Source organism: Mesorhizobium sp. M8A.F.Ca.ET.165.01.1.1 (assembly GCF_004792065.1).
Classification (GTDB): domain Bacteria; phylum Pseudomonadota; class Alphaproteobacteria; order Rhizobiales; family Rhizobiaceae; genus Mesorhizobium.
Genome location: NZ_SRTH01000003.1, coordinates 44,099 through 56,093 on the forward strand (window position 1 = coordinate 44,099; position 11,995 = coordinate 56,093).

Genomic DNA, 11,995 nt, shown 5'->3' on the forward strand with positions numbered 1-11,995 from the left:
ACGGCGAAAACGCGGTGGCCGCATACCGGATGGAGACCTGCGGCGAGCGTTTGGCCGGCGAGGGCGTTTTCACACCATCGCCGACCACCCCAAGCGGCGAGCCCGGCGGGCGCGCCGCCGCGGCGGTCGGAGTCCCCGAAGCCGGGCAGGCCCGCCTTGATGCGAGGGGAGCCGACTAGCCCTTGTGATGGACCTCCTGGAGCCCGTAGACCGGGGTCGGCAAGCCAACCTGCCGGGCTTTCAGCTGCAGCGCCAGATATTGCGAATAGTGGCGCGACTGATGGAGGTTGCCACCATGGAACCACAGCGCCTGTTGCTGGGTCGGCTTCCACATGTTGCGCTGCTCGCCTTCCCAGGGGCCGGGGTCCTTGGCGGTGTCGGAGCCAAGGCCCCAGACCTTGCCGACCTTGTCCGCCACCTCCTGAGAGATGAGGTCCGCCGCCCAGCCGTTCATCGAGCCGTAGCCGGTGGCATAGATTACGAGATCTGCGGGCAATTCGGTTCCATCGGCGAATTTGACACCGGTTCGCGTCAACTCTTCCACCGCGGCGCCTGGTCCGCTCTTGAGCTTGATCGAACCGTCGATGACGAGGTCGCAGGCGCCGACGTCGATGTAGTATCCCGAACCGCGGCGCAGGTATTTCATGAAGAGGCCCGAGCCGTCATCGCCCCAGTCGAGCAGGAAGCCGGCCTTTTCCAGGTCCGCGTAGAACTTGGCGTCGCGTTCCTTCATCTGCTGGTAAAGCGGGATCTGGAATTCGTGCAGGATGCGGTAGGGCAGGGAGGCGAAGATCAGGTCGGCCTTGCGTGTCGTCATGCCGTTCTCGACCGCCTGCTCCGAATAGAGCGAGCCCAACCCGATATCCATCAGCGTGTCGGACTTGACGATGTGCGTGGAGGAACGCTGCACCATGGTGACGTCCGCGCCACCCTCCCACAGAGCGGCGCAGATGTCGTGGGCGGAGTTGTTGGAGCCGATGACCACGACCTTCTTGCCGCGGTATTTGTCCGGGCCGGGATGGGTCGAGGAATGCTGCTGCTCGCCCTTGAAGATGTCCTGGCCCTTGTATTTCGGCCAGTTCGCCTTGCCGGACATGCCGGTGGCCAGCACCAACTGCTTGGGCTTGAGCACGATCTCTTCGCCGTCGCGTTCGACCACGACGGTCCATTCCTTGGCCTTCTCGTCGTATTTCGCGGATTTCGCCGACGTGGAGGACCAGTAGTTCAGCTCCATCACCTTGGTGTACATCTCGAGCCAGTCGCCGATCTTGTCCTTCGGCGCGAAGACCGGCCAGTTCTTGGGGAAGTCGATATAGGGCAGATGGTCGTACCAGACCGGATCGTGCAGGCAGAGCGACTTGTAGCGCTTGCGCCAGGAATCGCCCGGGCGTTCGTTCTTTTCGATGATGATGGCCGACACGCCGAGCTGGCGCAGACGTGCCCCCAGCGCAATGCCGCCCTGACCGCCGCCGATGATCACGACATAGGGCTGTCTGCTGCGGCCGAGTTCGGCGATCTCGTCGTCACGCTCCTCGCGCCACGATTTCCTGTCCTTGCCGTGGCCATGCTTGGCGCCGAGCGGGCGGGTGAAACCCGCCTTCTCCTCATGGCCCTTGAGTTCGGCCATGGTGGTGAGCAAGGTCCAGATCAGTTCGCCCTTGAATCGCACCAGGCCGAAGCCGCGCGCCACCTCGGTCTCGAAGGTGATCCAGGCGGTGGTGACGCCGTCCGCCTCGGTCGCCTCCTCGCCTTCGGCCACTTTCCAGTCGCTCGGCCGGGTCTCCGCCAGGGTTGCCGTCAGCATGTCGCGCACCTGGTCCTGGCCCTCCATCGTCTTCAGGTTCCAGGTAAAGGTGACAAGGTCGCGCCAGTAGCAATCCGCCTGGAAACAGTTGACCGCCGCGTCGATGTCGCCGGTCTCCAGCGCCTTGCCAAACTTGTCGAGCAGCGCCTGCGCCCTCGTCGTGGGTGTTCTCTCGAGCATGGTTTCTCCTCCGGTTGTCGGGTTCCAAGAACGCCTGTCCAGGCTTCCACTGGAACAGCAAGCGACCGGCCAGGACCTCCACCTGGGATGGGACTCCCATTCGCCGGCAACGCGTCTCCTCCCAGGGACGTCGTCAGCCCGGCATAGTGGTGTGTCGATGGGATGGGCTCAACTGTACTATGGTAGCGCGTGATGGAGCCGATCTCACGGCTGAGTGAATTCGTGCCGTACCCCATTGACGACCCCGCGAGTTCGCCTTTATGGTCCGCCACCATGAAAACGGCACTCATTCTCGTAGGAAGGCGCGTGGGCAAGGCGGTGTAACCGCCGGGCGAAAACCTCCCATGCGCACCACACAGGCTCCCTCGGGGGCCTTTTTTATTGCCTGAAACACGACTAAACGACCAGCAAACGCCCAAATGGCGACAGTACGGGACCAGACCGATGAGCAACGGACAGAGTGAGCGGCGCGACATGCCAAGCAGCAGGGAAATGACTGGCGCCGAAATGGTGGTGCAGGCACTGAAGGACAATGGCGTCAAGCATGTCTTCGGCTATCCGGGCGGCGCGGTTCTCCCGATCTATGACGAGATATTCCAGCAGGACGAGGTCGAACATATTCTCGTGCGCCACGAGCAGGGCGCCGGCCACGCCGCCGAGGGCTATGCGCGATCGACCGGCAAGGCCGGCGTCATGCTGGTGACATCGGGCCCCGGCGCCACCAATGCGGTGACGCCGCTGCAGGACGCACTGATGGACTCGATCCCGCTGGTCTGTCTGACGGGGCAAGTGCCGACCTCGCTGATCGGTTCGGACGCGTTCCAGGAATGCGATACTGTCGGCATCACGCGGCCCTGCACCAAGCACAACTGGCTTGTGAAGGACGTCAACGAGCTCGCCGCGACCATCCACGAGGCCTTCCATGTCGCCACGACCGGCCGTCCCGGTCCGGTCGTGGTCGACATCCCGAAGGACGTGCAGTTCGCCAAGGGCTTTTATGTCCCGCCGCAGATCGCACCGCGCACCTCCTACCAGCCGAAGGTCCAGGGCGACCTGGAGAAGGTCAAGGCCGCGGTCGAACTGATGGCGAGCGCCAAGAAGCCGATCATCTATTCGGGCGGCGGCGTCATCAATTCCGGTCCGGAAGCGAGCCACCTGCTGCGCGAACTGGTCGACCTCACCGGTTTCCCGATCACCTCGACGCTGATGGGACTCGGCGCCTATCCGGCCTCGGGCAAGAACTGGATGGGCATGCTCGGCATGCACGGTACCTATGAAGCCAACATGGCGATGCATGATTGCGACGTGATGATCTGCATCGGCGCGCGCTTCGACGACCGCATCACCGGCCGGCTGACCGCGTTTTCGCCGAATTCGAAGAAGATTCACATCGACATCGATCCGTCCTCGATCAACAAGAACGTCCACACCGACGTGCCGATCATTGGCGATGTCGGCCGGGTGCTGGAGGATCTGGTGCGGCTGTGGCGGGCGAGCGCCAAGGCCGACAAGAAGGCGCTCTATCCCTGGTGGGAGCAGATCGCCAAATGGCGGGCGCGCGATTCACTCGCCTACAAGATGAACAACGACGTGATCATGCCGCAATACGCCATCCAGCGGCTTTACGCGCTGACCAAGGACATGGACACCTACATCACCACCGAGGTCGGCCAGCACCAGATGTGGGCGGCGCAGCACTATCATTTCGACAAGCCGAACCGCTGGATGACATCGGGTGGTCTCGGCACGATGGGATACGGCCTGCCGGCCGCGCTCGGCGTGCAGATCGCGCATCCGAACGCGCTGGTGGTCGATATCGCCGGCGACGCCTCGGTGCAGATGACGATGCAGGAGATGAGTGCGGCGGTGCAGTATGACGCGCCAATCAAGATCTTCATCCTCAACAACCAGTATATGGGCATGGTGCGGCAGTGGCAGCAGCTGCTGCACGGCAACCGGCTGTCGCATTCCTATACCGAGGCGATGCCGGACTTCGTCAAGCTGGCCGAAGCCTATGGCGGCCACGGCATACGCTGCGACAAACCGGACGAGCTCGACGATGCGATCAAGGAGATGATCTCGGTCAGGAAGCCGGTGCTGTTCGACTGCCGCGTGGCGACACTCGCCAACTGCTTCCCGATGATCCCTTCGGGCAAGGCGCATAACGAGATGCTGTTGCCCGACGAGGCGACGGATGAAGCGGTGGCCAACGCCATCGACGCCAAGGGCAGGGAACTGGTTTAACCGCAGGCGGAAGCCGTGTTAAAACAGAGAATTAGCTCAAAAGTTTGAAATCGAGATTCACGTCATGAACGCACAGCTTCAGCCCACCGGCTCCGCCTACTTCATCGCCAAGGAAACCGAGAAGCCGGAAACGCACACGCTTTCCGTGCTGGTCGACAACGAGCCGGGCGTGCTCGCCCGGGTCATCGGCCTGTTTTCGGGCCGCGGCTACAACATCGAAAGCCTGACCGTCTCCGAGACCGAGCATGAAAAACATCTCTCGCGCATCACCATCGTGACGCGCGGCACGCCGCATGTGATGGAGCAGATCAAGCATCAGCTCGAACGCATCGTGCCGGTGCACCGCGTGGTCGATCTGACTGTCCGCTCGCACGAGCTCGGCCAGGAGCGGCCGCTGGAGCGGGAACTCGCGCTGGTCAAGGTTGCCGGCACCGGCGAGGCCCGGGTCGAGGCGCTGAGACTCGCCGACGCTTTCCGCGCCAGCGTCATCGACGCCAATACCGAGCATTTCATCTTCGAGATCACCGGCAAGGGCTCCAAGCTCGACCAGTTCATCGCCATCATGAAGCCGCTCGGCCTGGTCGAGATCTGCCGCACCGGCGTGGCGGCGATGAACCGCGGCCCGCAAGGCATGTAGACCGACGTAACCCAGCCGAATTTTCCACGAATGCAGGACTGGCGTGACCAACGGCCGGCACTGGCCTTTGTGCAGCCGTCGGAAAGAGACAAGAGTACTGACGTATCTGGGAGGATATCATGTCCCTCGACGCATTCCTCGCCCTGCTTGTCTACGCCTTGGTGACCTCGATCACGCCAGGGCCGAACAACCTCATGCTGCTGGCCTCCGGCGTCAATTTCGGCATCGCCAGGACAGTGCCGCACATGCTGGGCATCAGCATCGGCTTTCTCGTCCTGTTGCTCGCCGTCGGCTTCGGCCTGGGCGCGGTGCTGACCGCGTTTCCGGCATTGCACACCGGGCTGAAGATCGCCGGTGCCGTCTACCTACTCTACTTGGCCTGGAAGATCGCCGTGTCGCGCTCGCTCAGCGGCAAGGGTGAGACCAATGCGCGGCCGATGCGCTTCGTCGATGCGGCGGCTTTCCAATGGGTCAACCCCAAGGCCTGGGTGATGGCCATCACCGCGATGGCCGTCTACACCAATCCGGAACGGCCGTTCCTGTCCGTCATTCTGATTGGCGTGGCTTTTACCGTGGTCAATCTTCCCAGCGTCTCGGTGTGGGCGGGGTTCGGCACGGCGCTGCGTGGTTTCCTGTCGGATGCGGTGCGGCTGAAATGGTTCAACATCGCCATGGGCGTGCTGCTGGCGGCGACGCTTTGGCCGATGCTGCGCTAGGCTACGGCCCGCTCCACCCTTTCGGAGGCTATTTTCGGGGCCAATCGGGCCTTCGGCCCTAAACGATAGCCGGCTGCACAGCTATTGTGCAGTGCACATTAAATCTTCGTAATGCCGTGTTTTGGCCCTTTTCCGACAAACGCCCGTCCTATCTATTCGGCGAAATCGCGGCAGTGAGCCGTGAATTGCGCTAGAATACGACCACCTGGCTATGGCGTGTCGGACGGAGAGGTCTTTTGTCGATGCGTGGAAAAGTCCTTCTTTCATTGCTGGCGATTGCCTGTGCGGGCGCGGCCTGGCTCTATTTGTCGCCGGAAGCGCTGAACAAGGCTCAGCAGCTCATCGGCACAAAGCAGGTCGCCGCGACAGACAAGCCAGCGGCCGACAAGCCGGCAGGCGGCAAACAGGCCAGCGGCGGCAATGGCGGCGCCCGTTCGGCCTCTATCGTTTCGGCGACTGCAACGACAGCTGACTTTCCGATCCGCCGCTATGCCATCGGCTTCGTTTCCTCTCCGGCCGTGGTCAACATCAACGCCCGCGTCTCCAGCCAGATCGTGTCGATCGACGTCAAGGACGGACAGATGGTGAAGACCGGTGACGTGCTGTTTTCACTGGATGACCGCGCCCTGAAAGCGCAGCTGGCCAAGGACCAGGCCACGCTTGCCAAGGACCAGGCGCTGCTTGCCAGTTCGAATTCCGATCTTCAGCGCGCCAAGGATCTTGTCGCCAAGCAGGCCGGGACGCAGCAGACCTACGACCAGGCCGTTGCCGCGCAGAAGGCGGCGGCGGCGACCGTCGATGCCGACAAGGCGACGATCGACGCCGACAATGTCCAGCTTGGCTTTGCCACCATTGCCGCGCCAATCTCGGGCAGGTTGGGCGCGGTCAACGTCGCCGTCGGCGATCTCGTCACGGTCAGCAATGGCAACAGCAGCACGGCGACGCCGCTGGTGACCATCACCCAGATGGATCCGCTGCAGGTCAACTTCAATCTGCCGGAACGCGACCTCGCGCTGCTGCACAAGGCGCTTGCCAATCCGCAGCAGAATGCGGTGACGCTGACCCAAAACGGCGACCCGAGGCCGATCGGCAAGGGCACGCTCGATTTCGTCGATTCCAGCGTCGACACCGCGTCGGGCACGATCGCCACGCGGGCCAGCATTCCCAATGCGGATCTTTCCTTGTGGCCGGGCCAATATGTGAACGTCGTGCTTGACGCCGGCATCATGCCGCAGATGACCTCGGTTCCCACCGTCGCGGTCCAGCCCAGCCAGAAGGGGCCGTTCGTCTATGTGGTCAAGCCGGACAACACCGTCCAGATGCGGCCAGTGCAGGTGGCGCTGACCGAGGGCGAAAACAGCGCCATCAGCCAAGGGCTGAAAAGCGGCGAGAAGGTTGTCACCGAAGGCCAGACACGGCTGAAGGACGGCGCCGCGGTGCATGAAGGCAAGGAGGCCGCGCCCAAAGTGGCCCAGGCGACCAATGCCGGCGGGGCGGCCCAATGATCTCCGAATTCTGCATTCGCAGGCCCGTCGCCACGCTCCTGATGTCGTTCGCCCTCGTGCTGGGCGGGCTGTTCGCCTACAAATTCCTGCCGGTCGCGGCACTGCCGAGCGCCGAATTCCCTGTCGTCAACGTCTCGGCATCGCTGCCCGGCGCCTCGCCGGAGACCATGGCGACATCGGTGGCGACGCCGCTGATCAAGCAGTTCGCGACCATCGCCGGCATCGATTCCATTTCGACCACCAACTCGCTCGGCCAGACCTCGATCGCCATCCAGTTCGTCCTCAACCGCGACATCGACGCGGCGGCGGCCGACGTGCAGGCCGCGATCGCGCGCACGCAGAAATCGCTGCCGCCGCAGATGACGTCGCCGCCGAGCTATCGCAAGGTCAATCCGGCCGACGCGCCGATCCTGCTGATGTCGCTGGTCAGCGATACGGTTCCGCTGACCGACCTCGACGCCTTCGCCGAAAACGTCATCTCGCCGTCGCTGTCGACCATCGACGGCGTGGCCCAGGTCTCGATCTTCGGCCAGCAGAAATACGCCGTGCGCATCCAGATCGATCCGACCGCGCTGGCCGCGCGGGGCATCTCGATCGATCAGCTGCAGGCGGCTGTGGCTTCGGCCAACAGCAACACGCCGCTCGGCGTGCTGCAGAACAACAAGCAGCAGCTGACCATTACCGCCAACACGCAGCTTACCAACGCGGCCGGCTTCTCCAACCTCATCATCGCCACCAAGAACGGTCATCCGGTGCGACTGGGCGAGGTGACCCGCGTCGTCGATTCGGTGCAGACGACCACGACCGCAAGCTGGTACGACGGCACCCGCGCCATCATCATGGCGGTGCAGCGCCAACCCGACGCGAACACGGTCGACGTCGTCGACCGGGTCAAGGCGATGCTGCCGTCCTTCCAGGACCAGATGCCGGCCGCCGCCCAGATCAAGCTGCTCAACGACCGCTCGACCTCGATCCGTCAGGCCGTCGACGACGTGCAGTTCACGCTGCTGTTGACTATCGCGCTGGTGGTCATGGTGATCTTCGTGTTCCTGCGCCGCGTCACGGCCACCATCATCCCGGCCGTGGCGGTGCCGATCTCGCTGATCGCCACGCTCGGCGCGATGTTCCTGTTCGGCTTTTCCATCGACAACATCTCGCTGATGGGCCTGACGCTCGCCGTCGGCCTCGTCGTCGACGATGCCATCGTGATGCTGGAAAACATCTTCCGCCACATGGAGGAGGACGGGCTGTCGGCCTTCGACGCGTCGCTGAAGGGCGCGCGCGAGATCGGCTTCACCATCATTTCGATCTCGATCTCGCTGGTGGCGGTGTTCATCCCGGTGCTCCTGATGGGCGGCGTGATCGGTCGCATCTTCAACGAATTCGCCGTAGTGGTGACCGTCGCCATCCTGGCTTCCATGTTCGTGTCGCTGACATTGACGCCGATGCTGTGCTCGCGGCTGCTGTCGGTGACCAAGGCCGACCGCGAGGCGCATGGCGCCGGCCACAAGCGCGATCTCATCACGCGCGGCTATGACCGGATCCTGAGCTTCTGCCTGCGGCACACCTTCCTTGTGTTCCTCGTCTTCGTCGGCACCGCGGCAGCCTCGGTGTGGCTGATCGAGGTCTCGCCGAAGGGCTTCTTCCCGCAGGAGGATATCGGCCAGATATCGGTGACCACCATCGCGCGCCAGGACATTTCGTTCGACGCCATGGCCAAGCTGCAAGGGCAGGTGGCCAGCGTGTTCTCGAAGTCGCCCTATGTCGACCATGTGGCGTGGTCGGCGGGCAGCGGCAACAATGCGCTCAACCAGGGACAGCTCTTCGTCCAGCTCAAGGGCAAGGACCAGCGTCCCGATATCGAGAAGGTGCTTGCGGATCTGCGCAAGCACCTGGCCGGCGTTGCGGGCATCGAAACCTACATGCAGCCGGTGCAGAATCTGAGGCTGGGTTCGCGCTCGTCGGCCAGCGCCTACCAGCTGGTGGTTCAGGGCCTCGATACCGGCCTGACCGATATCTGGGCTCAGAAGATGAATGACGCGATGGCGGCCGACCACGCTAACTTCGCCGATGTCACCAGCGACCTGCAGAACAACGCGCTGCAGGCGGCGCTGGTGGTGGACCGCGACAAGGCCGCGCAACTCGGCATCGACACCGACACGCTGCGCTCCGCGCTTTATGGCGGGTTCGGTACCGACCAGGTTTCGACGATCTTCGGCTCGGCCGACAGCTACGAAGTCATCACCGAACTCGATCCCAAGATCGAATGGTCGCCGGAGAGGATGCTCGCCATCCAGATGCGGACGGCGAGTGGAAGCCTGGTCCCGCTCGGCGCTTTCGCCCGTGTCGACCGCACGGCCGGCGCCCTGACGGTCAACCAGCTCGGCCAGCTTCCGGCCGTCACCGTCTCCTACAATTTGCCGCAGGGCGTGTCGCTCGGCGACAGCGTGAAACGCATCGACCAGCTCAAGGAGCAGATCGGCATGCCGGCGGCGATCTCGACCACCTTCGCCGGCACGGCCAAGACCTTCCAGGATTCGCTCGCCAACCAGGGCCTGCTGGTCGGCGGCGCCATCCTGACCATCTATATCGTGCTTGGCATTCTGTATGAGAGCTTCATCCACCCGCTCACCATCTTGACCGGCCTGCCGTCGGCTGTGCTCGGGGCGGTCGTTGCCTTGCGCTTCGCCGGCATGGATCTGTCCGTCATCGCGGTGATCGGCATCCTGATGCTGATCGGCATCGTCAAGAAGAACGGCATTATGATGGTCGACGTCGCGCTCGAACTGCGACGAGAAGGCATGTCGGCCACGGACTCCATCCACAAGGCCTGCCTGATGCGTTTCAGGCCGATCATGATGACGACGCTGGCGGCACTGATGGGGACGTTCCCGATCGCGCTCGGCACCGGCGCCAGCGCGGAACTGCGCCAGCCGCTGGGCGTCGCCGTCGTCGGCGGCCTGCTCGCATCGCAGGCGCTGACCTTGTTCGTGACACCGGTGATCTATGTCTACATGGAGAATTTCTCGGGCTGGCTGGCCGGGCTCATGCCGAAGCGCAAAGCCGAGCTGCATGTGGTCGAGGATGGCGATCAGCCTTCGCTGTTCGGCACCAATGACGACATCGCGGGCGAGCCGCAGAAGACGGCCGCCGAGTAGCAGACGGACAAAGCTCCGGTCCCGTTGGCCCAAGCCATGGAGCTTGCGGCCGGCGGGTCGGAACCGTAATTTGCCGTCATGTCCCACGATCATGACCACGACAACGAACTCGATCCGTTTGCCGCGCGGGTTCGGGCGCTCGAAACTATCCTGACCCGCAAGGGGCTGATCGATCCAGCCGCGATCGACGTCATCGTCGATACCTACGAGACCAAGATCGGTCCACGCAACGGCGCCAGGGTGGTGGCGAAGGCCTGGAACGATTCCGCCTATGCCGAGTGGCTGAAGCGCGATGCGACGGCGGCGATCGAGTCGCTGAGCTATACCGGGCGCCAGGGCGAACACATGCAGGCAGTGTTCAACACCGGGGACACCCACAACCTCGTCGTCTGCACGCTGTGCTCCTGTTACCCGTGGTCGGTGCTCGGCTTGCCGCCGGTTTGGTACAAGGCGCCGCCCTATCGGTCGCGCGCGGTGATCGATCCGCGCGGCGTGCTCGAGGAATTCGGGCTCTCCCTGCCGGCCGAGACGAAGATACGCGTCTGGGATTCGACGGCGGAACTGCGCTATCTCGTCGTGCCGATGCGGCCGGAAAGCACCGAAGGCTGGAGCGAGGAGCGGCTGGCCGAGCTGGTAAGCCGCGATGCCATGATCGGCACCGCGCTGGCCCACGGGCCGGATAAGGGGGTGCCCGCATGAACGGCCCCCAGGATCTTGGAGGACAGATGGGGTTCGGCCCGGTCGCCCCGGAGAAGAACGAGCCTTATTTCCATGCCAACTGGGAGCGCCGCGCGCTTGGCGTGACGCTGTGCGCCGGCGCCATGGGCGCCTGGAACATCGACGAGAGCCGGCATGCGCGGGAATCGCTCCATCCGGCGGACTATTATGGCTCCAGCTACTATCAGATCTGGATCAAGGCGCTGGAGACCCTGCTCAAGCGGCACGGCTTCGTCAGCGAGCGCGACCTCAGGGCAGGCGACGCGATCGATCCGGCGGCGACGCCCAAAAGAGTGCTGAAGGCGGAAAATGTCCCGGCCGTGCTGGCCAAGGGCGGCCCGTGCGACCGGCCGGTCGAGACCGCGCCGCGCTTCAAAGCTGGTGATCCGGTGCGGACCAAAAACTTCAACCCGACCGGCCACACCAGACTGCCGCGCTATGCGCGCGACAAGCAGGGGACCATTGAGGCGGTGCGAGACGGCTTCGTCTTTCCCGACAGCAACGCTCATGGGCAAGGCGAGAACCCGCAGTGGGTCTACACCGTGGTCTTCGACGGGAGCGAGATCTGGGGCGAGGGCGCCGACCCGACATTGACCGTCTCGATCGACGCCTGGGAGAGCTATCTTGAGCCGGCCTGAAGCGAAGGGGTCCGCCGCCAGTTTGCCCGCTGGCCTCGACGCACCGGTATTTGCCGAGCCCTGGCAGGCCGAAGCCTTCGCCATGACGGTGGCGCTGCACGACAAGGGCCTGTTTTCGTGGAGCGAATGGGCGGATGCTCTATCGGCCGAGGTGAAGAAGCCAGATGCCGCGGCGGACGGCCATGACTATTACGAGCATTGGCTGGCGGCGCTGGAAAACCTGCTGGCGTCGAAGGGGCTGGCCGCCAAGCCTGATGTCGATGCAATGGCGCTGGCCTGGGAGCGCGCCGCGCATGCCACGCCGCATGGCAAGCCGATCCTGCTGGAGAACGATCCGAGCGCTGCCAACTGAAGTTGCACGGTTGCCTTTTTCGTTCCCTTTACGTTCTTGGTTGC

General features: G+C 63.7%; 9 protein-coding genes. 8 read left to right on the top strand and 1 reads right to left on the bottom strand.

Going from position 1 to position 11,995, the window contains the following annotated elements; all coding sequences use genetic code 11:
- Nucleotides 1-175 precede the first annotated feature (175 nt).
- On the bottom strand, nucleotides 176-1,984 hold the full coding sequence (locus EN808_RS09490; RefSeq protein WP_135915646.1) for an NAD(P)/FAD-dependent oxidoreductase: 1,809 nt from the start codon (nucleotides 1,982-1,984) through the stop codon (nucleotides 176-178).
- 444 nt (nucleotides 1,985-2,428) lie between these two features.
- Between EN808_RS09490 and EN808_RS09495 the strand changes: the two genes are divergently transcribed.
- The 8 genes from EN808_RS09495 (at nucleotide 2,429) to EN808_RS09530 (ending at nucleotide 11,951) form a co-directional block, all read left to right on the top strand.
- Complete coding sequence (locus EN808_RS09495; RefSeq protein WP_135915647.1) at nucleotides 2,429-4,228, top strand: acetolactate synthase 3 large subunit; 1,800 nt, start codon at nucleotides 2,429-2,431, stop codon at nucleotides 4,226-4,228.
- A gap of 64 nt (nucleotides 4,229-4,292) precedes the next feature.
- Entirely contained in the window at nucleotides 4,293-4,865 is a 573-nt protein-coding gene (gene ilvN, locus EN808_RS09500; protein ID WP_027051201.1) for an acetolactate synthase small subunit, read from the top strand.
- A 119-nt stretch (nucleotides 4,866-4,984) separates the two neighbouring features.
- Nucleotides 4,985-5,581, top strand: a complete 597-nt coding sequence (locus tag EN808_RS09505) for a LysE family translocator (protein WP_135915648.1) — start codon at nucleotides 4,985-4,987, stop codon at nucleotides 5,579-5,581.
- Between the two features lie 242 nt (nucleotides 5,582-5,823).
- Entirely contained in the window at nucleotides 5,824-7,086 is a 1,263-nt protein-coding gene (locus tag EN808_RS09510) for an efflux RND transporter periplasmic adaptor subunit (protein ID WP_135866508.1), read from the top strand.
- Nucleotides 7,083-10,244: an efflux RND transporter permease subunit gene (locus EN808_RS09515; RefSeq protein WP_135915649.1), complete on the top strand. Its 3,162-nt coding sequence runs from the start codon at nucleotides 7,083-7,085 to the stop codon at nucleotides 10,242-10,244. The genes EN808_RS09510 and EN808_RS09515 overlap by 4 nt, the downstream gene beginning before the upstream one ends.
- A gap of 78 nt (nucleotides 10,245-10,322) precedes the next feature.
- Nucleotides 10,323-10,943: a nitrile hydratase subunit alpha gene (nthA, locus tag EN808_RS09520; RefSeq protein WP_127279410.1), complete on the top strand. Its 621-nt coding sequence runs from the start codon at nucleotides 10,323-10,325 to the stop codon at nucleotides 10,941-10,943.
- The gene (gene nthB, locus EN808_RS09525; protein WP_135915650.1) at nucleotides 10,940-11,599 is read left to right on the top strand and encodes a nitrile hydratase subunit beta; all 660 of its coding nucleotides are present in this window, start codon (nucleotides 10,940-10,942) and stop codon (nucleotides 11,597-11,599) included. The genes nthA and nthB overlap by 4 nt, the downstream gene beginning before the upstream one ends.
- Nucleotides 11,586-11,951 (top strand): nitrile hydratase accessory protein, encoded by a 366-nt coding sequence (locus tag EN808_RS09530; protein ID WP_189524083.1) that lies wholly within the window; start codon nucleotides 11,586-11,588, stop codon nucleotides 11,949-11,951. The genes nthB and EN808_RS09530 overlap by 14 nt, the downstream gene beginning before the upstream one ends.
- The last annotated feature ends 44 nt before the right edge of the window (nucleotides 11,952-11,995 follow it).